At 66.0% G+C, this 22395-nt stretch carries 16 protein-coding genes; 13 read left to right on the top strand and 3 right to left on the bottom strand.

Features of this window, described 5'->3' with window-relative positions:
* Window positions 1–150: 150 nt before the first annotated feature.
* The 5 genes from ACOYYX_RS14190 to ACOYYX_RS14170 all read left to right on the top strand — a co-directional run bounded on the left by ACOYYX_RS14190 (window position 151) and on the right by ACOYYX_RS14170 (window position 6396).
* Window positions 151–1332 (top strand): dipeptide epimerase, encoded by a 1182-nt coding sequence (locus ACOYYX_RS14190; RefSeq protein WP_422930555.1) that lies wholly within the window; start codon window positions 151–153, stop codon window positions 1330–1332.
* The gene (locus ACOYYX_RS14185; RefSeq protein WP_422930554.1) at window positions 1325–2167 is read left to right on the top strand and encodes an alpha/beta fold hydrolase; all 843 of its coding nucleotides are present in this window, start codon (window positions 1325–1327) and stop codon (window positions 2165–2167) included. Before ACOYYX_RS14190 ends, ACOYYX_RS14185 begins: the two co-directional genes overlap by 8 nt.
* 59 nt (window positions 2168–2226) lie before the next feature.
* Window positions 2227–2433: a hypothetical protein gene (locus ACOYYX_RS14180; RefSeq protein WP_422930553.1), complete on the top strand. Its 207-nt coding sequence runs from the start codon at window positions 2227–2229 to the stop codon at window positions 2431–2433.
* Window positions 2434–2827: 394 nt separating this feature from the next.
* On the top strand, window positions 2828–5272 hold the full coding sequence (locus ACOYYX_RS14175; RefSeq protein WP_422930552.1) for a hypothetical protein: 2445 nt from the start codon (window positions 2828–2830) through the stop codon (window positions 5270–5272).
* Window positions 5272–6396, top strand: a complete 1125-nt coding sequence (locus tag ACOYYX_RS14170; RefSeq protein WP_422930551.1) for a hypothetical protein — start codon at window positions 5272–5274, stop codon at window positions 6394–6396. Before ACOYYX_RS14175 ends, ACOYYX_RS14170 begins: the two co-directional genes overlap by 1 nt.
* A gap of 24 nt (window positions 6397–6420) precedes the next feature.
* Here the strand turns inward: ACOYYX_RS14170 and ACOYYX_RS14165 are convergent, their stop codons facing one another.
* Window positions 6421–7200, bottom strand: coding sequence for a vWA domain-containing protein (locus ACOYYX_RS14165; RefSeq protein ID WP_422930550.1), 780 nt, complete (start codon window positions 7198–7200; stop codon window positions 6421–6423).
* A gap of 289 nt (window positions 7201–7489) precedes the next feature.
* Here ACOYYX_RS14165 and ACOYYX_RS14160 point away from each other — a divergent pair, with 289 nt between their 5' ends.
* The 6 genes from ACOYYX_RS14160 (at window position 7490) to serA (ending at window position 16262) form a co-directional block, all read left to right on the top strand.
* Window positions 7490–8233: a TerC family protein gene (locus ACOYYX_RS14160; RefSeq protein WP_422930549.1), complete on the top strand. Its 744-nt coding sequence runs from the start codon at window positions 7490–7492 to the stop codon at window positions 8231–8233.
* Between the two features lie 308 nt (window positions 8234–8541).
* Window positions 8542–10791 (top strand): tetratricopeptide repeat protein, encoded by a 2250-nt coding sequence (locus ACOYYX_RS14155; protein WP_422930548.1) that lies wholly within the window; start codon window positions 8542–8544, stop codon window positions 10789–10791.
* Window positions 10792–10924: 133 nt separating this feature from the next.
* Window positions 10925–12712: a tetratricopeptide repeat protein gene (locus ACOYYX_RS14150; protein WP_422930547.1), complete on the top strand. Its 1788-nt coding sequence runs from the start codon at window positions 10925–10927 to the stop codon at window positions 12710–12712.
* A gap of 116 nt (window positions 12713–12828) precedes the next feature.
* Entirely contained in the window at window positions 12829–13257 is a 429-nt protein-coding gene (gene hisI / locus ACOYYX_RS14145; RefSeq protein ID WP_422930546.1) for a phosphoribosyl-AMP cyclohydrolase, read from the top strand.
* Window positions 13258–13382: 125 nt separating this feature from the next.
* Entirely contained in the window at window positions 13383–14528 is a 1146-nt protein-coding gene (locus ACOYYX_RS14140) for a pyridoxal-phosphate-dependent aminotransferase family protein (RefSeq protein ID WP_422930545.1), read from the top strand.
* A 108-nt stretch (window positions 14529–14636) separates the two neighbouring features.
* Window positions 14637–16262, top strand: coding sequence for a phosphoglycerate dehydrogenase (gene serA, locus ACOYYX_RS14135; RefSeq protein ID WP_422930544.1), 1626 nt, complete (start codon window positions 14637–14639; stop codon window positions 16260–16262).
* A gap of 126 nt (window positions 16263–16388) precedes the next feature.
* Here serA and ACOYYX_RS14130 read toward each other — a convergent pair whose 3' ends face one another.
* Together ACOYYX_RS14130 and dusB are read right to left on the bottom strand one after the other, a co-directional pair.
* Window positions 16389–17864 carry an aldehyde dehydrogenase family protein gene (locus ACOYYX_RS14130; protein ID WP_422930543.1) on the bottom strand — a complete coding sequence of 492 codons (1476 nt, stop codon included), beginning with the start codon at window positions 17862–17864 and terminating at the stop codon, window positions 16389–16391.
* Window positions 17865–18055: 191 nt separating this feature from the next.
* A complete protein-coding gene (gene dusB, locus ACOYYX_RS14125; RefSeq protein ID WP_422930542.1) occupies window positions 18056–19147 on the bottom strand; it encodes a tRNA dihydrouridine synthase DusB in 1092 nt (363 codons plus the stop codon).
* Between the two features lie 737 nt (window positions 19148–19884).
* Between dusB and ACOYYX_RS14120 the strand changes: the two genes are divergently transcribed.
* Together ACOYYX_RS14120 and ACOYYX_RS14115 are read left to right on the top strand one after the other, a co-directional pair.
* Window positions 19885–20442: an RNA polymerase sigma factor gene (locus ACOYYX_RS14120; RefSeq protein WP_422930541.1), complete on the top strand. Its 558-nt coding sequence runs from the start codon at window positions 19885–19887 to the stop codon at window positions 20440–20442.
* An 11-nt stretch (window positions 20443–20453) separates the two neighbouring features.
* A complete protein-coding gene (locus ACOYYX_RS14115) occupies window positions 20454–22151 on the top strand; it encodes a LamG-like jellyroll fold domain-containing protein (RefSeq protein WP_422930540.1) in 1698 nt (565 codons plus the stop codon).
* The last annotated feature ends 244 nt before the right edge of the window (window positions 22152–22395 follow it).

Here is a 22395-nt window from a genome sequence, read left to right as displayed (position 1 = left end):
CGAACCGTTGCGGGACATTTCCCGAGGGAACTCGGGAGAATCGGGAATCGCGGGCCGATGAGATGACGGGATGGCCTCGATGCGTTTTCGCCAAGCCGGTGAGACGGGCCCGCCGAACGCCTCGTCCGACTCTACTCCTCGAGAACCGACATGCGGATCCAGTCCGTCACGCTGAAGACCATCCGAGTCCCCCTCAAGAAGAAGATCCGCCACGCCTCGCACGAGCGGACCGAGAGCGAGAACCTCGTCGTCAAGGTCACGCTGGCATCGGGCTCCGTGGGCTACGGCGAAGGGGTCCCTCGCGAGTACGTCACCGGCGAGACGACCGAGACGGCCCTCGCTACACTCTCGAAGGTCGATGCGGCACGGCTCGTGGAGTCGCCAGGGAGCCTCGACGACGTCATCCGGCGCCTCGAGGCCTGGGAACTGCCTGAAACGCTCGAAGATCCCCGAGGCATGAACGGCAATGCAGCCCGCTGCGCCCTCGAGCTCGCGATCCTCGACGCCTACTGCCGCCACTTCGACAAGTCGCTCGGCGACGTCATCCATCTCTCGTCCTTGCCACACTTGAGACGTCATCCGAAACCGCAGCGGGTTCGCTACAGCGGGGCGATCACCGCCGAGTCGGCCAAGGGGGAGGTGATCTCCGCCTGGAAGATGCGGCTCTATGGCTTCGCCCAGGTGAAGATCAAGGTGGGCGTGGCTGGGCAGGATGATCCCCAGCGGCTGGTCAAGCTCCGCAAGATCCTCGGCGAGCGTATCGACGTCCGGCTCGACGCCAACGAGGCCTGGCACATCGACGACCTCCTCGAACACGTCCGGCCGCTCCGCGAATTCCAGCCGTCGCTGCTCGAGCAGCCCGTGCCTCACGCCGAGGTCGGCGGGTTGGGGGAACTCCGGAAGCTGTTGGGCGTCCCCGTCATGCTCGACGAATCGCTCTGCGGATACCCCGACGGGACCCGTGCGATCCGGGAACGGATCACGGATTTCTTCAACGTCAGGCTCTCCAAGTGCGGCGGAATCTTGCCGAGCCTGCGGCTCTTCTCCCTCGCCGAGGAACACGGGATCAAGCTCCACCTCGGCTGCCACCCGGGCGAGACGGCGATCCTCTCGGCAGCGGGCCGGCATCTGGCGTCCAACATCGCAAACCTTAAGTACGTCGAGGGGTCGTACGACCGCCATGTCCTCGCCGAGAATTTGAGCGTCGAGGATATTACATTTCGCTATGGCGGTTGGGCCCGTCCCCTCCGCGGGCCGGGACTCGGGATCACGGTTGCTCCCGAACGCCTCGAACGGATGACCGTGCAGTCCAAGGAAATCGGTTATGACTGAGATGCGCGCGGAGGTCCAGCAGGCCGACGACGGCTACAACATCCATGTCGCGGTCTGGCCCGCCCGGTCCGCGATCAAGGGGCGGGTCGTCGTCCTCCACGGCGTGCAGAGCCACGGCGGCTGGTATCACCTGCTGGGCAGGACCCTCGCCGACGCGGGGTATGAGGCTTACTTCCCCGACCGTCGCGGCTCCGGGGCGAATCAGGTCGACCGGGGGCACGCCCCTTCGGCCACGCGCCTGGTCCTCGACACGGCGCAGCTCCTTCAGGAACTCCGGGGCAGGGCGCCCAGGGTGCCGATCTGCCTCGCCGGGATCAGTTGGGGCGGGAAGCTCGTGGTCATCACCGCGGCGAAGTATCAGGAGTTGGTCGACTCCGTCGCCCTGATCTGCCCGGGGCTGAGGCCCAGGGTCGATGTGTCGACGCGGGAGAAGCTCGGTGTGGCCCTCGCGCTCCTGACCAACCCCAAGAAGACGTTCCCGATCCCGCTCAGCGACCCGGCCCTTTTCACGGAGAACCCCGAGGGGCAGGCCTTCATCGCGTCGGATCCGCTTGGCCTGCGCCTCGGCACGGCTGGGCTCTTGGCGTCGAGCCGGTTCATCGATCGCAGGGTCAGGCGCAGCCTCGCCCAGGTCCGGCAGGCCTCTTTGCTGATGCTCGCGGAGAAGGACCGCATCATCAACAACGAGCAGACGCGGAAGGACTTCCAGAAGTTTGCCAGCGACGATCGCCTGGTCATCGAGTATCCCGGGGCGCATCACACCCTCGAATTCGAGCCGGAACCGGCACGCTATGCGCATGACCTGATCGCCTGGCTCGAGGGCAATCGGCGGTGAACCTGCCTTCCACATTGCGCCTCTTCTTTGGACAGACGCATGATCCAAGGAGACGTCCCATGATGGAACCGACCAAGAAAGAGCTCCGACAGCAGAAGCGCGAGATCAAGCGAGCGGGAAGCAAGCGTCGGCGTCGGCAATTGAAGCAGCAACTCGCCGAGCATCCCGACGAGGCCCCGGACGCCGAGTTCGACTTCGGCCGGTACGAGAGCGCGACAATGAACGGCCTCGACCGCGACAACACGCGGCGAGGCTCGCGCGATTGAGCCCGACTCGGCTTGACGCAATTCCGGGTTGAGTTACCCTCAATTCGCCCGACGCCCGGACTCGCCCCCGCGAATCCACGTCCAATCACTTCCCCCTCCGTCTTCGCCGCGAGCGAGGCTCTCCGAGCCTGCGTCCGGGACCAACCCATGTGTCGTTGCGTATGAGACTTGGGGAACGTATCGCGAGATTCCTCGGATCCGATTCAAGTTGAGAAGTCGGCGAAACCGATTTCTTCGTCGTTGTGCGTCGGATTCGCCCCCTGACGAGGGACCTGGATGGGTCCTCACCAGGGTGGATCGTCTCGGACGGTCGAGGGGGTTTTGGCACGCCCACGGATGTGCCGGAAAGCCCGAGACCGAGCCGGGCCAGTGAGTGGCAGGGAGGCCGTTTCCCATGAGTCGACCTCGCCCGGGGGTTGCAGCCGAGATCCTTCCGGTTGTCCTGATCCTGGGCTGTTTGATCGGCTCATGGTTCCTCGTCGTCTCGGTCCACCGAGGAGCCCTACGTGTGATGGCGTCGAAGAAGGACGCCGCGAAGCCGATCGCCAAAGCCACGCCCGCCCTGCCCCCGGCCCCTCCGCAGCCGGTGGCTCCTCCTCCACCTCCCGTCGTCGCCAAGGAAGCTGAGCCGGATCCCATACCGGACCCCGCGCCCGTCGCGCCCCAGCCCCCGCCGATGGACCCGACCAAGGTCGAGCTGGCCAAGCTGGCTGTCGAGGAGTCGGAGCAGCTTGTGGCGACCCAGGCCGCCGATCGTCGCGCGGCGGAGCTCGAGCAGTCAAAGCAAAATGCGCTGGCCGAGGTCGACCGCTGGAAGCGCCGTGAGCAGGCGATCCGGGCGCAGGCGAATATGATCAACCGCAAGAGTTATGAGCTCGAGCAGGAGGCCGACGAACTCGCCGAGCAGCGAGACGTGCTGGCCCGCGAGCGCGACATCTCCAAGGCCGAGCTGGCGAAGGCCCAGAATCGTTCGAGCTTCGCCGTCCTTCCCCACCGAGGGGCGAACGGGACCTGGCGCAGGCCGATCATCATCGAGTGCAGCAACGGCACCGCGAAGCTCCAGCCCAACGGCCCGACGTTCCAGATGATCGAACTGGCGACCGGCCGTGGCACGCGCTCCAACCCCCTCGCCATCGCGACGATCCGGTCCCTGATCCGCGCCCAGGGGCAGCGGGCTCCGGATGGCTCGCCCACAATCCCCTACATCTTCTTCGTCGTCCGTCCGGACGGGATTCGCCCTTACTATGAGGCCCGGTCGAGGCTCGAGCCCCTCGGGATCGCCTTCGGCTACGAGCTCGTGCCGCAGGAATTGAAGATCGACTACCCGGACCTCGACAACCCCGCCGAGTGGGACGGCTCCGCCCCCGCACGCCCGCTTCCCTCGTTCCTGGCCGACAATCACGACTCCGGCAAGGGTCATGTGCAAGGACGCGATGGCTTCGCTCCCGATCGGACCGGGCTGTCCACGGGCGAGGGCCCGGCCAAGGGGGGCAGCGGGAACCCTGAGGATGAGTTCCGATGGCCGACTGAAGGCGATACCCCGAATCGCGGCGAAGGTCTCGCCGATGACGCAACCGGCGGCATCCCGGGCGGGCTGGAGCTGCCGGAATCGGGGACTCGATCGGGGTCCCCGCGAGGGCGTAACGGCGGCACCCCGTCCTTCACGCCGGGGATGCCCGCTCCCCTCGGCGAGACGGGCCGAGGCTCGGGCCTGGCTAGATCGAATCCGGATAAGAAGGGATCCTCGCCAGGCGGCGTGTCGGGAGACGAGCCCGGCGAATTCCCCGCCATCACCAGCAACAACACCGACGACCCGGGTTTCATCCCGTTCGACGCTCCCGGCGGCGGTCGAGGCCAGGCCTCGTCTTCGGTCACGGGGCTCGCCGACTCGTCTTCGGGCTCGGGCTCGGGGCTGATCCCGCCCTCGTCTCCCTCGCGAGGCTCGGGGCGTTATGGCAGGCCCGCATCGGCGTCGGGGAGCCAGGGCCCGAATAGGGAACTCGCCTCGACCGTTGGAGGAAGCTCGGCCAGCGATGGGTCCGGCGACATCCCGATCGGTTATGGACCGCCGCCGTCGGGTGGCGACGCGGTGGGCCAGTTCCCGACGGAGAACTCGGCCGCATCGGGCTCCGAAGTCGCAGCCAATGGGAGCGGAGGTGGGAACGGTGGCGGTCCCCCGGGGGGCAAGCCCGGAAGTTCGTCGGGAGCTCCGCCCAACGGGATTCCGGTCCCGTTCAACCTCGGCTCGCGCGGAAATGCTTCCGGCCTCTCTGGCGTGAATCTGCCGCCATCCCTGGCCGCGATCCTGGCCAACGCCGAAAAGAGCGGAGAGGATTCCGACGAGCCGCAGCCCATCTCGGAGAAGGCCCTGGCCGAGGCCAACGCCGAGGAATACCTGGGCAAGGAAGGGGACGGCACCGGCGAAGGATCGGGTTCGGGAACCGGGGAGCCGGGCCAGAACGGTTCGCCACGATCCCGGCGAGGCCAGGACGACCTCAGCCCCAGGAAGATCCATGTCCCGATGGAGATCGTCGTCGCCTGCGGGCCGGACGGCATCGTCATCCACCCCGGCGGCTATCACCTCACGACCAAGGCCCTGAAGGAAAAGGGGAAGGAGTCGGTCGTGACGAAGACGCTCAAGGGGGTCGTGCAACTCCGGCAGCAGGTGGATCCGATGATCCGCCAGATGCCCTCGGTGCGATACCTGATCGAGTCCGGCGGGGAAGAGACGTACCGCGAGGTGCGCCGGCAGACGGTCCTCTCGGGCCTCAACTGGCCGTCTACCCTCCAGGTGTCCGACATGCGACTCCTCGACCTCTACCCCAAGGGGTCCTTCTGATGACTGAGAACGAACGGAAGGCCGAGACGCGTTCGCCCGGCTCGGAATCGTACCTCTCGATCCTCGCCAACCTCGGCGGCGTCCTCGCAGGGATCGTCGGGCTCTGCGTCTACATCACCTGGCGACCCTCGGAGAAGCCCCCCGAGCGATCCCTCCCGCCCATCGTCGAGGTGGCCAGGACGGAGCCCGAGGTCAAGGTCGTCGCCATCCCGCCGCCGCCGACCCCGGCACCGAAGAAAAAAGAGGCTCCGAAGGCCCTGCCCGCTCCGGCCCCGAAGCCCGAGCCGCCCGCCCTCGACGTGGCCGCTGTGGAGAAGGCCAGGCAGTCACTCGAGCTCTCGAAGAAGGATCGCCAACTCGCCGAGGCGCGTGCCGAGGCCGCCGCGAAGCAGCTCGCCGAGGCCTCGGCCGATGCCGCCGCGGCCGCGCAGGCGGGCAAGACCCTCGCCTTGCGGATCCAGGATCCGAGCCAGAGGCTCTCGAGGGCCTCGGCCCGCGGCGGATTCCTCAAGGCCGAGCGCGATCGCCTGAAAGGGGAGCTGATCGCCATCGCCTCCGCCCCGAGGCCCAAGGCACAGTCGCTGGTCGACAGGAACCCCGTGGCGAAGCCGGTGGGGGACGACGAGTACCACTTCGAGCTGAGGCGGAATCGGGTCTCCTTCATCGACCTCGACCGGCTCACGAGCAAGGTCAAGGCCGACGCCCAGCTCCGGATCCGGATGTCGGACAATGCCCGGACCGTGGAGTCCACGGTGGGCCCGGTCGGCGCCTTCTCGCTCCGATACGTCCTGGCGCGTGCCTTGCCTCAGTCCATCGAAGAGGCGATGGAACGTCACGGGCTCTCGTACAACCCACAAGGATGGGAGATCATCCCCGAATTCGAGGGCCGCGGCGAGACCTTCGAGGCGACGCGCAGCCCGGTCTCCGAGTTCCGCAGGGTGATCAACCGGCTCAATCCTCGTTCGGTGACGATTACCATGTGGGTCTATCCGGACGGCTTCGACCTCTATCGCAAGCTCCGGGACGACCTGCACGAGCATGGTTTCATGGTCGCCGCCAGGCCGTTACCCGAAGGCATGTCGATCCGAGGCAGCCCGGCCGGATCTCAGTCCGCCGGACAATGAGGCCACGACTCTTGCGACTCTCGCTCAGGGTGCCGTCAGCGGCGGCTGGGCCCGAGCCTTGTACTGCCCGCCGCTGTCGCGCGCGATCCGCATGAGGTGGTCGCCCCCTTCACCGCCGCTCAGGTCGATGCAGTGGATGGGGATCTTGCGACTATTCTTCTTGGCGATGGCCTCGGCGGTCCCGTCCGGGAAGGCCCCGTCGGAAAGCAGGAAGACGGCATCAGGGCGCAACGACAGTGCCAGCGACATGGCGCCTCGTGGATCGGTCTCTCCATCGGGCTCGATGAGCCTGAGCCAGTTCAAGAGCCGCTCCTTGGAATCCCAGTCGGCCGCGAGCGGCAAGTCCCCGGGCATCGGGATCATCTCGTGATTGTAGAAGATCACCTTGAAGCGCTGGGGCTCCTTGAGACTCATGATCGTCCGGCGCAGCTCGGCCTTGGCGCGGATCAGGCGATCCTCGTCGATCATGCTCCCCGAGCAGTCGACGACGTAGATGAAGACCTGCCCCTTCGCCCTGATCCCGTAGAAGGACGTCTGACGCCAGGCCGGGATCTCGCGCCAGTCGTTGTCGTCCGAGTCGTACCGGCTCGCCCCCGGGGGCGCGAGGAACTGCGACTTCGGCCGGTTCCGCTTCTCGAGGTCGGCCGACATCACCTTCAGCTCGTTCTTGGGTGCGGGAGCCGGGGCGGCCTTCTTCCTGGGCGGCGGATTGGCGGGGGGGTCGGCACCGAGGACGATTTCCGGGGCGACGAGGGGGAGGAGCAGGAGGCAAGCGGCCAGGGCGAGGCTCGGTCGTCGGCACATCGCAATCGATCCTCGGAGCCCTTTGGTGGCTTGATTTCCCATAATAAAGAGACTATCGCGCGCGAATGCCCTCAGCCAGGCACGCTCGACGGATTTCGAGGAATCACCGCGTCTCAGACGATGAAACCGGGTCGCCCTGAATCTGGCGTTTTGGTAGCTTTGAAAATTCTGCAAGAATACGGGATAAGGGCGACGACGCGACAACGCTGCGTAGACCTTTGTCTGGACCAACGTGGGTCGCGACGATGACCAAATTGTCCGGCCGCTCAGAGTCGAGGAGCTCCGCGGCATGTACGCTATCTCGGTGACGGACATCCCCCTGATCGTTGGCACGGTGTTCGCCCTCGTCGTGCTCGAGGGCCTGCTGAGCGCCGACAACGCTCTGGTTCTCGCCGTGATGGTCCGTCATCTCCCCCCCGCCGAGCAGAAGCGGGCGCTCCGATACGGCATCGTCGGTGCTTTCGTCTTCAGGCTCCTGGCCGTCGTGCTGTCGACGCAATTATTGAAATTCTGGCACTTCAAGGTCGTCGGCGGCCTGTACTTGCTCTATCTCGCGATCTCGCATTTCGCCTCCGGAGATGACGACTCGGAGACGGGCCGCAAGTCTCGCTTCGGGTCGAGTTTCTGGGGCACCGTCGTCTCGGTCGAGCTCGCCGACATCGCCTTCTCGATCGACTCGATCGTCGCGGCCGTCGCGATGGCCCCGCAGCACCTCGGCAAGTTCTGGACCGTGGGGACCGTCTGGCTCGGCGGCGTGCTCGGCATCGTGGCGATGCGGTTCGTGGCCGGGTACTTCATCATCCTGCTGAACAGGTTCAAGGGGCTGGCGGCGGGGGCCTACTTCCTCGTGGCCTGGATCGGCGTGAAGCTCGTGATCGGCGGCCTGCACAACGCGAAATACCTCCCCTGGGAGATGCACGAGGGGATCTTCTGGGGCGGCATGGCCGCCATCATCGTCCTGAGCATGCTCATGGGCCCGCGCTCGAACGGGCCGAGCGAACCGGCTCCCATCGAAGAGCCGGTGGCGCAGTAAGCCCGGCCGCCGACGGGCACCGGGCGAGAGAAGGGATCCGGACGGATTCAACATTTACCCGAATCTTGATACGATAACCCGTGTCATGCGAATGCGCGGGCCGTCGCGGCCTGGGATGCGGCCGTTGACGCATGGATTCGAGCCTCGGACGCGGTGGGCCCGCCCTACCCCTCCGCCCCGGATGCGTGGCGGAGCCTTACGGTGCCGGGCCGCCTTGATGATTCAATGAGCATGGACGCAGCAACAGCTCCTCTGCTACTGTGAGCTTGAGTGGCGTCGTGGCGGTGTCCAATTTGAGGGTGCTTCTGATGGCGGTCGATCCTTACTCGTCCTGTCCCTGTGGTAGTGGTCAAAAATTCAAGTGGTGCTGCCACAAGGTCGAGGAGCACGCCGAACGCGCCGACAGGCTCTTCCAGAACGGCCAGGCGGAGGGAGCGATCCAGGCCCTGGACGAAGGGCTGAAGAAGGATCCCAACAACCCCTGGCTCCTGACCCGCAAGGCCGTCTACTACATGCGGCTCGGGCAGAATGAGCCTGCGAAGGTCGCCCTGCGCCAGCTCCTGCACCGCAACCCCAAGCACCTCGGCGCCTCGATCCTGCTCACCCGGCTCGCCATCGACACCGAGGGGCCCGCGGCGGGGGCGTTCCACTTCCAGGAGACGCTCGCCATCGCGACTCCCGAGAACATCGCGAACCTCGCCCCGCTCGCCGAGTTCGTCGGACTGACGCTCAACGAATACGGCAAATATGCGGCGGCGATCGCCCACGTGAAGCTCGGCGAGAAGCTCGAGGGGGAAGCCGCCAAGAAGGAGCGGCAGGATTCCCACCTCCCCTCGATCGAGCGGGACGAGCGCATCTCACCCTGGCTCAAGAACCCGTACACCCTCCTGCCGACCCCTGCCAAGGCGCCCGCCGACGTCCGCGAGCGCTTCAACCAGGCCCTCGGCTGGGCCGAGTCCGGCCTCTGGTCCTCGGCGGCCTCTGCGTTCGACCTGATCGCGAGCGACGCGAGCCCCTTCATCGAGGCCGAGTACAACCAGGCCCTCTGCCGGCTCTGGCTGGCCGACGACTCCAACGCCGCCGCGGGCTTCCGCAGGTATCTCAAGCGGCTGGGGAACTCGACCGAGGCCGTCGACCTCGAGGCCCTCTGCCAGATCATCGACACCCCTCGGCCCGAGGATCTGGTCGAGCAGGTCCAGTTGAACTGGCCGCTCCGCGATCGCGCGGCCCTGCTCGAGAAACTCCGGAATGATGTCAAGGTCGAGGAGATCGGCTCCGTCCCCGTCGATTCCGAGGATGAAGAATCGGCCAAGCTTGAGCACTTCGGGATCCTCGACCGGCCCAAGCTCGGGAAGCACGACGGCAAGGGCCTGAAGACCGAAGATATCCCCCTCTTCATCGCCAAGATCGTCGTCGGGCCCGAGAGCGTCGCGGTCGAGACCTACGACGACGGCCGCCTCGACAATGTCATCGAGCGCTTCACGAGCCTGGCCGATGGGGCGATCCCCCCGGCACATCCCAAGACCAAGATCCTGGGCGAGACCCCCAAGCGAGACCTCGCCCTCTCCTGGGAATGGCTCCTGCCCGAGGACGCCGACGAGACCGAAAGCACGCGGCTCGACCGAGAGCAGTGCGCCCGCCTCGTGCGCGAGGTCTGGGTCAAGACCCCGATGCAGTTCCTGGGCAACCGCACCCCGGTCGACGCGGCCAAGGCCGGCGACGCCCTGATCCCGCTCCGCGCGGCCCTCTGCCTCCTCGAGTTCGCCAGCGAGGACTACTCCGACCTCGTCGACTTCCCGAACCTGCGTTCGACCCTCGGCGTCGACCAGGAGCCGAAGGTCGACCCGGCGACGGTGAATGTCGACTCCGTGCATCTCTCCAGGCTCAGGCTGATCCCGGTCGAGCCGCTCAATGATGAGGCCCTCGGCGCCCTCTACCAGAAGGCCCGCCGATTCGCCCTCAGCAAGGTCATGGAGAAGACCCTGCGCGTGCTGGTCGACCGCCCCGAGGCCTGGGAACGCCTGGGACTCCAGTCGGTGACCCTCTTCTCGCAGCTCGCCTTCATCGCCTCGAACGCCGGCCACAAGGCGGAGGCGCTCGAATGGATCGAGCGTGGCCGGAAGCTCGACTCGGACGCCAGGAAGTCCGCCCACGCCCCGCTCTGGGAGATGGTCCAGATCCGCGTCCGCGCCGTCTCCGAGCCCCCCGAGTCGTGGGTCCCGTCCCTCTCGATCGCGCTCGACCGCTCGAAGAACGACCCGGCCGCCAGCCACATCATCATGCTGAACCTGCTGGAGATGGGGCTCCTCCGCCTCGTCCCGAACCCCGACCGGAACGGCGAGGTCTACGTCGATTCCAGGGCCCTGCAGATGGTCCTGGCCGAGTACGGGCCGAGGATCACGACCTCGACCGGCGAGCTCGGCGTCTCGGCGGCGAAGGGGGGAATCTGGACCCCTGGCGAAGGTTCCTCGTCCGGCGGCGGCATCTGGACGCCTGGTTCCGAGTCGGGCACCAAGCCGGCCCAGGATAAGCCCAAGTTGATCCTGCCGGGGACGTGACGGATCGGGCCAAACGGCTCGAATCCGCCGCTTGAAACCTTGGTCGATGAACACGGAGTGGGAGCCGGGCCGGGGCGAAATGCCCCAAGCCCGGCCCCTCTCATTCTCAGGATGGTCCTCGGGAGCAGCGTCGATGTCAGGTCAACAGGGCGGAGGCCCCGAATCGAATCCCGCGCGTGAGGCTGCGGCCCTGTCGCTCGTCCACGAGGGCTGGAGCCACCTCCAGCTCCAGCGACCGCTGGCGGCCTGGGCGTCGTGGCAGTCCGCCCTCCGCGTCGTGCCCGAGTTCCCCGCCGCCACAAGCGCCCTCAACACGCTCGAGCAGGCGACCGAGCTCCCCGCGACGGCCCGCACGAGCCTCCGCTTCCGGCAGCCGACCGACCCCGAGGCCCGCTCGCGCTGGAACGAACTTTTCCAGGGGCGAGACCTCACGCAGCTCGACGCCGCCGAGCAGGTCTTCGAGAAGCTCGTCGACGCCGATGCCAGGGATGCCTCCGCCTGGTTCAACCGGGCGATCTGCGCAGCCTGGCTGGGCAAGAACCCCGAGGCGATCACGTGCCTCGATCAGGCCGTCCAGATCCTTGCCCTCTCTCAGCCCGAGGACGCCGCCTCGGCCTGGAAGATCGCCGAGGTCCTCCGCCAGGGGGCGGGTGCAGAGGCCCTGTGCGACGACCTCCGATACGCCTGGACGCTCGACTGGTCCCGCGAGATCACCGACCGACTCGTCAGCGAAGGGGTCGACCTCCGCGAGTTGCCCCCCGTCGAGGTACCCGCCTTCCCCGCTACCTCGGCCACGGCCGAGATGCGACTCTTCGAGTGGCTCGACAGGCCGATGCCCGAAGAGGGGATCGACTTGAGCCTGGACGACATCCCCCGCGTGATGGCCTCCGTGATCGAGACCCCGCGCAACCTGCGACTCTCGAGCCCGAGGGCGGAGACCCTGGAGTGGATCCGCGAGGAGCTCGAGCCGCTGGTGGATCAACCCCTCGCGAACATCCGCCGCGAGGCATCCCCCCTGCCCCTCCCGCTCGTCGACGCCGCGATCTGGTCGGTCCGACTCCCCCTGAACCTCGACGAGGCCGAGCAGGCGAGGCTCTCCCGCGACCTCGTGGAGTTCTTCTACGAGGACCTCTGGATCCACATGCCTCGACAAGGGTTGGCGGGCCTCTCGCCGCTCGAGGCGTCGAGGCGCATCCGCTCGGGCGACGCGGTCCTCGGCGCGAAGCTCGCCGCGGTGATCAAGTTCCGCGAAGAGCTCGCCGCCCGCCCGCGAGCGGCCTTCCTGTATCAAGGCTATCCCTTCGACCGCCTGCGCAGGCGTCTCGGCCTGGCCACCGAGGATCCGACGACGACCGAGAGCGACGACCCCTCGTGCATGAGCGAGGCCGATCTAGCCGCGCTCGATCCCTCGTCGCTGAAAGCCGAGAGCTTGGCCGAGGCGATCCGATCCGCGCTGGCCTTACGTGAAGATCGCCTGGTCGCCCGTCTAGCCTCGCCGCTGCGAGACTCATCAAGCGAGATCTCACCGAGGATCGCCTCCCGCGACCTGTTCGCCACCCTGATCCGCGAGGCGATGCGGGTCGGCGACCCCGAGCAGGCCCTGGCCTGGGTCGATCTCGCCCTGAAGCCCGCCTCGGATCCGGACGAGCGGCGGACGTACGCCATCTGGCAGGCGGAGATCCAGGTCCGCACCGGCCAGCCCGACGAGGCCGTGCGATCGTACCTCGCCGTCGCGGGCGACATGGGGATGACCCAGTCGCAGTTCCTCGACGCCGCCGAGGACCTCCTCAGCCACGGCCATGCCGAGCACGCGTCCCAGTTCCTCGACCTCGCCAGGGAGTGCTCCGAACTCGACGGCAACCGCAGCCTCGAGGCCCGCAGGCTGAACCTCGAGGCGCAACTGGAACTCGGATCCGTCTGATCCCGCGGGCTCATGTCGTCGGGCATGAGCGTGAAAGCGAGTGCCGCCCTCGCCAAACGACGATTTTCAGATATTGATACAACGACATCTTGACATCTATCTAGCGAGTCCTTGCCGTGAGCGATCTTGGTTCCGAAATCATGGAGAAGGTCCGCTGGACCAGCGACGGGCTCGTGGCGGCAATCGTCCAGGACGTCGACACGCATGAAGTGCTGATGATGGCCTGGATGGATCGCGGTGCGCTCGAGCGCACGATCGAGACGGGGCAGACCCACTTCTACTCCAGGTCTCGCAAGAAGTCCTGGCACAAGGGGGAAACCTCGGGGCACGTCCAGCACGTCGCCTCGATCTGGGTCGACTGCGACGCCGACGTCATCCTGATCAAGGCGAAGCAGGTCGGCGGGGCCTGCCACGAAGGGTACAAGTCCTGCTTCTTCCGACGACTCGAGGGCGACGGCCGGTTTGCGGTCGATGGGACACGTGTCTTCGATGCTCATGAGGTCTACGGAGAAGGGTCCAAAGGGCACGGTCAGGCCGGGTCGTGACGATCCTGGCGACCGGCGGGAGTCGGGCGTGGGCCAGAACCCTCCCCTTCCGCCTCGCCATCGAGTAGACTCTTGGTTTGGATTCTCCGAGGCTCGCGCCAGGTATTGGGATCCGGGTCGTTGCGATGCGAAAGCCGAGATTGATGACGCCGGGGCCGGCACCCGTCCCCGAGGACGTCCTGCTCGAATTGGCCCGGCCGCTGATCCACCACCGCTCACAAGAGGCGAAAGGGGTCATCGAGGAGGTCACGCGCGGGCTCCAGGAAGTCTTCCAGACCCGGAATGACGTCTTCATCCTGGCCTCCTCGGGCACGGGGGCGATGGAGGCGGTGGTCGTCAACGCGATCCCCCGAGGCGCGAAGGCCCTGGTCCTCAACGCGGGGCACTTCGCCGCACGCTGGGGCCTGATGTGCTCGACCTTCGGTAGCGAGCCGATCATGCTAGACACCAAGTGGGGCCAGCCCGTCGACCCCGCGCGGGTCCGGGCCGCCCTGGAGCGACATCCGGACGTCGCCTGCGTGCTCGGCACCCTCAGCGAGACCTCGACCGGCACGGGGCATCCCGTCGCCGAGATCGGCCGGATCGTGGCCGAGACGCCGGCGCTCTTCGCCGTCGACGGCATCTCGGGCGTGGGGGCGATGGAGTGTCGCACCGACGACTGGAAGATCGACCTGCTCTGCGTCGGCTCGCAGAAGGCCCTGATGCTGCCGCCGGGCCTCGCCTTCGTCGCGGTGAGCCCGAAGGCCTGGGCGCAGATTGATTCCTTCGAGTCGCCGAGCTTCTACTTCAACCTCAAGGCGGCCCGCAAGGCGATGCTCGGCTCGGACACGCCGTACACGCCGGCGCATACCTTGATCCTGGCGCTGAGGAAGTCGTTGCAGAGGATCAAGGAAGAAGGGCTCGAGAACGTCTGGGAGCGGCATCGCCGGATGAGCCAGGCCTGCCAGGCGGGCATCCGGGCCCTCGGGCTCGAGCTCTTCAGCGCGAGCCCGGCCGAGGGGATGACCGTCTTCCGGGTCCCCGAGGGCTTCGCCGATTCTGCCATCAGGAGCCGCCTCCAGGAGCTCTTCGGATTGACGACGGTCGGAGGCCAGGGCAAGCTCAAAGGTCAGATAATCCGGATCGGCCACATGGGCTACACCGACGAACTCGACGTCGTCGCGGGGTTGGCCGCTCTGGAGATGGTCATGGATGGCCTCGGTTTCGAGGTGGAGCCCGGTTGTGCCGTGACTGCTGCTCAGCGGGTGTTGCTGACTCGCAAAAAGGCATGATCAACGAGTAAAAACCAGTGGAGAGGTCCCGCCCCCGAGGACCGAGTATTGCCTTTTCTCTAGCAAACGGTCCGCAACGCGGACCTCAGTGGATTGGAGCCAGCGATCGTGGCGCACCGCATCTTGGTTACGGACAAGTTGGCCGAAGAAGGCCTGGAAATCCTCCGCGCCCAACCGGGCCTCGAGGTCGTGGTCAACACGAAGTTCGATCCCGCGGCCCTTCGCGAGGCCCTCAAGGAAGCCGACGGCATCGTCATCCGCTCCGGGACCCAGCTCACGGCCGAGGTCCTGAAGGACCAGCCCAGGCTCAAGGTGATCGTCCGGGCGGGCGTCGGCGTCGACAACATCGACGTCCCCACGGCCACCCGCCACGGCATCGTCGTGATGAACACCCCCGGCGGCAATACGGTCTCGACCGCCGAGCACACGATGGCCCTGATGCTCGCCCTCTCGCGCAACGTCGCCAAGGCGAACGACAGCCTCAAGGGGGGAAAGTGGGACCGCAATAAGTTCACCGGGTCACAGCTCGGCGGCAAGACCCTCGGCATCGTCGGCCTCGGCCGCGTCGGCCAGGCCGTCGCCAAGCGTGCCCAGGGGTTCGACATGCAGATCGTCGGCTTCGACCCGTTCCTCTCCGCCGAGCGCGCGGCGGAGCTCGGGATCGAGAGCATCCCGGTCCTCGACGACCTCTGGAGCAAGTGCGACTACATCTCGCTGCACACCCCGCTCTCGGCCGAGACCAGGAACCTGATCGGCAAGGCGGAAATCGCCAAGATGAAGTCCAACGTGCGCATTATCAATTGCGCCCGCGGCGGCCTCATCGATGAAGAGGCCCTGGCCGAGGCCATCACCGCCGGCAAGATCGCCGGCGCGGCCGTGGACGTCTTCGAGCCCGAGCCCCCGCCGATGGACAACGTCCTGGTCACCCACCCCGGCGTCCTCGTCACGCCGCACCTCGCCGCCTCGACCGAGGAAGCCCAGATCTCCGTGGCCGTCGAGGCCGCCCGCCTGCTCTGCGACTACTTCCAGCGCGGGCAGATCCGATTCGCCGTCAACATGCCGACCCTCGACCGCGCCGAGCTCGAGGAGATCCGCCACTACCTCGACCTCAGCCGACGCCTGGGCATGCTCCACGCCCAGATGGATCGCGGCACGGTCAAGAGCGCGACCGTGAAGTACACCGGCGAGGTCGCCGCCAAGAACACGCGGATGATCACCGCGAGCTTCGCCGCCGGCTGGATGGAATCCGCCCTGGGCGAGGAAGTCAACCTCGTCAACGCCGAGCTGCTCGCCAAGGAACGCGGCATCTCCATCGTCGAGGTCAAGACGACCGAGCCTGGTGACTTCGGCTCGATGATCCAGACGGAAGTCGCCACCGAGCGCAAGACGTACGTCGCGGCCGGCGCGATCTTCGGCAAGCAATTGCTGCGGCTCGTCAACCTCGGGCCCTACCGGCTCGACGCCCACCTCGAAGGCGCATTGCTCGTCTTCACCCACCGCGACGTCCCGGGCCTTATCGGCTTCATCGGCACGACGTTCGGCCGCCACAACGTCAACATCGCCCAGATGAACGTGGGACGCGAAGCCGCCGGCGGTGAGGCGATCGGCGTGGTGAACCTCGACTCGATCCCGACCGAGGCCGCCCTCGAAGAGGTGAAGGCCAACCCCAACATCCTCAGCCTGAGCGTCATCAAGCTCCCCGCGGCCGGCGAAGTCCCGTCGTGGATGGCCTGAGGACGATCGCCCGACCTTCCTCGCGGAACGGTCGGGCGAACCGAATGCAACTCAATGCGAAAGGGCCGGCGTCTCGCGACGTCGGCCCTTTTCATTGGCGTTAACAGACGAGCGAGGAGATCGGGCTCAGTCGAGGGCGACCGTGACCGTCTTCAGCTCGGTGTAGTTGTCGAGGGCCTTCTCGCCGAGCTCGCGGCCGATGCCGCTTCGCTTGAACCCGCCGAACGGGGCGGCGGCGTCGAACACGTCGTAGCAGTTCACCCAGACCGTGCCCGCGCGGACGCGGTCGGCGACGGCGTGGGCCTTGCCGATGTCGCGGGTCCAGACGGCGGCGGCGAGGCCGAAGTCGGTGGTGTTGGCCCGCTGGATCACCTCTTCGATGTCCGAGAACTTGATGACGGAGAGGACCGGCCCGAAGATCTCGTCGCAGGCGATCGCCATGTCATCCTTCACGTCGGCGAAAATCGTCGGAGAGATGAAGAAGCCCTTATCCCCGTAACGCTCGCCGCCAGCGACGCAGCGGGCTCCTTGCGCCTTGCCCTTCTCGATGTACGACAGGATCTTGTCGAACTGGGCTTTGTCGACCTGCGGCCCCTGTTCTGTGGCGGTGTCGAAGGGGTCGCCGAGCTTCCGCTCCTTCACCTTGGCGGCGAGACGATCGACGAACTTGTCGTAGACCGTATCCTGCACGAACAGGCGGCTGCCCGCGCAGCAGCACTGCCCCTGGTTCAGATAGAGGCCGAGGACCGCACCTTCGATGGCGGCGTCGAGATCGGCGTCGTCGAAGACGATGTTCGGGCTCTTGCCGCCGAGCTCGAACGTGATTCGCTTCATCGTGTCGGCGGCCGACTTCATGATGATCTGGGCGGTCCGCCCTTCACCCGTGAAGGCGATCTTGTCGACCCCCGGATGGGCCACGAGGGCCGCGCCTGCGGTCTCGCCGAAGCCCGGGACGATGTTGACGACGCCCGCGGGATACCCGGCCTCGAGGGCCAGCTCACCCAGGCGGAGGGCGGTCAACGGGGTCTGCTCGGCCGGCTTGAGGACCACGGTACAGCCGGCGGCGAGGGCGGGGCCCCACTTCCAGGCGACCATCAGCATGGGGAAATTCCATGGGATGATCTGCCCGGCGACGCCGATCGGCTCGCGCTTGGTATAGCAGAAATACTTGCCCCGGACGGGGATCGTCTGGCCGTGGATCTTGTCGGCCCAGCCCGCATAGTAGCGGAAGCAGTCGACGACCAGGGGGAGATCGCCGTTGCGGCTCTCGGAGATCGGCTTGCCGTTGTCGAGGGTCTCGAGCTCGGCCAGCTCGTCGATGTTCTGCTCGATCAGGTCGGCGAGGCGGTTCATCAGCCTGCCGCGGTCCCTGGCATCCATCTTGCGCCAGGGGCCGGAGTCGAAGGCCTTGCGTGCGGCCTTGACGGCGAGGTCGATGTCGGACGCGTCCCCCTCGGAGACGTTAGCGATCAGCTCTTCCGTCGCCGGGTCGTAGGTCTCGAAGGTCCTGCCGCTCAGGCTTTCGCGCCATTGACCGTCGATCAACAGCTTGGTCTGGAACGTCCGACGCGTGGCGCGCCGGGGTTCGGTTATGGTCGCCATGTTGCCCCTCCCATTACCGCCTTGATGGGTAGCGCGTACTTCCCCTCGCGGAAGCACGCGCCTCGTCAACTTTCATCATAGGGTCGAATGCTCGTCCGAACAAGCAAGCGACCCTCCAGGCCAGGAACCGCCGAGGCTATTGCCGCCGGGTTGATCCTGCCTTCGGGCCTTGATTCAGGCTGGCGAAGCGATCACCAGACGTCGATCGGCCCCGAGGGGACGGGGACCCTCGGCTCGAAATGGCCGGGGAGCGGCGACGAAGGCCCGGCTTCGAGGATCGAGGCGACGGTCGCGTCGAAGAGATCCACGCTCGAGAGATTGATCAGCCGATGATAGAGGGACTTCTGGGGCCGGATGAAGTGGCTATACCACTTGATGATCTTGCGGAACTGGAGGCAGGCATGACGCTCCCCTCGCCTGGCGACGAGGCCATGGAAATGCCGCTGCATGACGCCCACCCGTTCCTCGAAGGTCGGCTCCGGGCCCGGCGAGCCGAACTCGGACCAGTGGACGAGTTGTCGGAACAGGAACGGGTTCGAGAGGGCTCCCCGACCGATGGAGATCGCCGCGCAGTTTGTCTCGCGGAACATCCCCTCGGCGTCGGCGAGCGTCCTGATATCGCCATTGCCCACGATCGGGATCGTCTCGACCGCCTCGACCACCGCGCGGATCCCGCTCCGATCGACGGAGCCCCGGAACCCTTGCTCTCGGGTGCGCCCGTGGACGATCACCCCGGCGACGCCCACCTTCTCGAATGAGCGGGCGAGGGCCGGGGCGGTATGATTCTCGGCGTCCCAGCCGAGCCGCATCTTGACGGTCACCGGGATGTCGACCGCGTTGACGACCGCTTCGACGAGGGCCGTGGCGGAGTCGGCCTGGCACATCAGGGCGGATCCGCCCCCGGTCTTCACGACCTTGTTGACGGGGCAACCCATGTTGATGTCAACGACCGCGGCCCCCTGGTCGGCGGCCCAGCGTGCGGCGTCGCGCATCTCGGGGATGACGTGCCCGTAGATCTGGATCGACAGGGGTCGATCTTCGGGGCAGGTCTCGGCCAGTTCGAACGCCCGAGCCCTGCGCTCGAGGATCGACCGGGCGTTGACGAGGTCGGTCGTGGCCAACCCAAGGCCGCCGCAATCCCTGACCGCGAGCCGGAAAGCCATGCTCGTGTAGCCGGCCAGGGGCGCGAGGAAGAAACGCGACGGGATCGCGACCCCTCCGATACTCAGGGGCTCGCGAAGCCTGGCTGGCGCCGTGGGGAAAACCTCCGGTCCATGGGTCACGACGTTCAAACTCCAGGTCAGAGAGATTCGGCCGGATGGCGATGGTCGAGGGCGATCTCGAGAGGCCTACTCCCTCTATCTTCTTCAGTCAATCCAATATTCTAAAGGCTATTCCGGCATCTTGTACACAACATGTTGCCATTTATCGCCTTACGCGTCAAGCCTCGCAGACGAGCGTACGAAAGCCCCGTGAAAGAGCGGCTGACCCCGACCGACAAGGTGATTGCAGCCACGCTGCACCATTGGCCGCAGGCCAAGGCGGCCAGCCGGCTCCCAGATCTTCCGAGACCTAAATCATGCAGAGATTGGAAGTTTGAGAGAAAACCTCTGGGCCATCCAGCCGGCGAGTCATTTTTCGATTTTGGCATGTCAGATTCAACTGCCCACCGGGGAATAAGCTTCATATCACGCTGAAGAAGATTCCTCCAGGCGTTCGTACCGTTCCTAGGCCAGTTCGGCTCTTTCGGTCATTCCGTTAAAGTGGTGCCACTTTGCCGCGAGGGGGCGGATGCTCACCATGATGAGCCGGTGCGTCGTTGGGCGGGTCTCCCAATGGGCGCGGGGGTGCGATGGTGCATTCGTCATGAGTTAATAGGACCTCGGCGTGGCTGCCTGAGGGCAACCCGGCAAGGGCAACGGTCGCTCGCCTTCGGAAGGCGCCTTGTCCTGGGGGTCGACAACGCCCGGCATCAACAGGTTCCTTAACCATACCAGTCATCACGTTTCGGTCGAACAATATGCTTCAGCGCTCAGAAATCGATGCGATCGTCGGCGAGACGCTGCAAGGGGACAAGGAAGCCTTCCGGAAGATCGTGCGTGAATACTCCCTGTCATTGCGGAGCTTCATCGCGGCCTCCGTCCACGGGATGGACGCCGTGGATGACCTGGCCCAGGAGGTTTTCTTCGCCGCGTTTCGGAACCTGCGGGAATTCCGGAGGGGGGATGACTTCGGCCACTGGCTGAGGGGGATTGCCCGTAACAAGATCTACAAATATTTGCGGAGTTCTTCTCGCCGCAATAAGGCCATGGAACGATTCCTCGAACGCGTGGTCGGGCTGACGGAACGAAGCCTCGAGCGTGCCGTCGCCGGCGATCGCTCGGAATCCATCGAGGTGCTGCTCCTTTGCGTCGGACGGCTCCCCGACCGTTTACGCCGGGTCGTCCATGCCGGCCTCGAGGGCGACAAGCCGGCAGACCTAGCCTGCGAGCTGAACACGACCGTCGGGGCCATTTATCGGCTCCACTATCGCGCGAATCAACTCCTACGCGACTGCATGCAAGAAATGAACGAATGATGGATACCGACTTGGTTGATCTGATCTCGGCGTGGCGGGGGGCGGAACTCGCTCCGGCCCGCTATGAGGCTTTGATTGCGCGCCTCGAGGGCGACCAGGAGTTCCTCCAGGCCTTCGTCGAAGAGATCCGCATGCTGGGCATGCTCAAAGCGGTGCAATCGACGGCCCCTCGTTGGCTCGCACTGCATGAGGCGATCGGATGGGGGGAACCGACGGAGGCGGTCGGCGAGTTGGAGGAAGAAGACAGGATTATGGGGCATCTCCGAGAGAGTGCCCCCCTCCGACTGACTCGCTCGCTCAGATGGGGGTTTGGGGCACTGGCGGCGACGATCCTGTTGAGCTTCCTGGCCTGGGCCGCATGGCCCCAGAAGGGGCGGATCGGCCCGGACTGGAATCGGACGGCCGCGAACGAGCCCGGGGAAGACCTTGCGGTCCTGTCGAAGCTCGAAGGCGTCACATGGGAGAGTTCCGATGGGCGAGGCCCATCGGAGGGCAGCCTGCTTCCCTCCGGCCGCTTCCGCCTCCGCTCGGGCTCGGTGGTCCTCGTTTTCCTCAACGGCGTGACGCTCACGTTGGAAGGCCCGGCCGATATCGACCTCGTCTCGATCAACCGGGTCTTCTGCCGCCAGGGGCGACTCCGGGCGAGGGTGCCGAAGGGGGTCGAAGGCTTCGTCGTCGCCGGACGAGAGTCGGCCGTCGTCGACCTCGGGACCGAATTTGCGATGAACGTCGAGCCGAACGGGAAGTCACGCGTCATGGTCTTCGAGGGTGCGGCCAAGGCCTCATTGCTCGATCCCAAGGGGTTTACCAGGCGAACCCAGCGGGTAGAGGAGAACAAGCAGTTCGACGTCGACCCAGGGTCGGGCCTCATCGCCGAGTCTGTCGCGCGGCCCGAGGAATTCATATCCACCCCACACCGACGTTTGCCGTCCCTGCGACTGTCCCCTTCCTATGCCAACTCGGTCAGGAAGTCGCAACCACTGGGTTACTGGAGATTCGGGACAATCACGGGGCTTGGAGTCCCCAATGAGGTCTTGGGCGGGCCGCCGCTACGCCCTGGAGGACAAGTCCGGATCGAGTCGGATCCGGATTCGGATTCGAACAACAAGCATGCCGCATTCGTGGCCTCCGCGCCCGAGTCATACCTGACCACGGACTCGCCCTGGATGCTCAGCCGAGGCTCCAGGCACGCGATCGAATTCTGGTTCCTCTCGGAGTCGATCAATTGCGCCTCGCTCGTTGGCCTCTACCCCGCCGAGAACAATCTCCCCAGGACCCTGCGATACAAGCATTTCATGCTGGTCGAGGCCACCGCCTACCCGACGCTCTCGCTGGAGAAACCGGCGTCGGTCCGGTTCCTGCGACGCTGGCTGCGATCCGTCGACCTCGCGGCGGAGGACGACTCTCTTTTTTCGCAGCGCAACTACGTGCCGGGTCGTTGGCACCATGTCGTCGCCCAGAGGAACGGGGAGCAAATGGAACTTTACGTGGATGGTGTACGCGACCATGCAACGACCTCCGAGAGCGATCCTCCGGGCATCCTCTACCACTTGGTGGTGGGGAGGAGGACCGCCGAACCGACGCAATTGCAGGAAAGTCGGCCGTTCGTCGGACGAATGGACGAGCTCGCCCTCTACGATCACCCGCTCAGCCAGCAGGAGGTGCTCAGCCACTTCCGATTGGCCGCGCCAGAGTCGGAAGCCAGGTAAGGAGCCGCGGGACGATCGTCGATCGTCGACCGTTGCAACATGCACGCCCGACACGGGCCATCGCCTTCGGACGCGAAGTCTCGGTCGCCCCAAATTCGCAGCTCCACCTGGACAGCTCGCCACGGCTTGGGAACGGTTCGGGGACTTCGCATTGCCTTCGCATCGTGCCTGCGAACGGCCGGATGACCAGGCAAATCCTATCCATGAATTTCACATCACATCATGATATTTTTTAGAACTGAGG

Source organism: Singulisphaera chitinilytica (genome assembly GCF_049331405.1).
GTDB lineage: Bacteria > Planctomycetota > Planctomycetia > Isosphaerales > Isosphaeraceae > PoT.
Note: the sequence above shows the minus strand (reverse complement) of the source record. Positions and strands in the feature narration are given on the sequence as shown.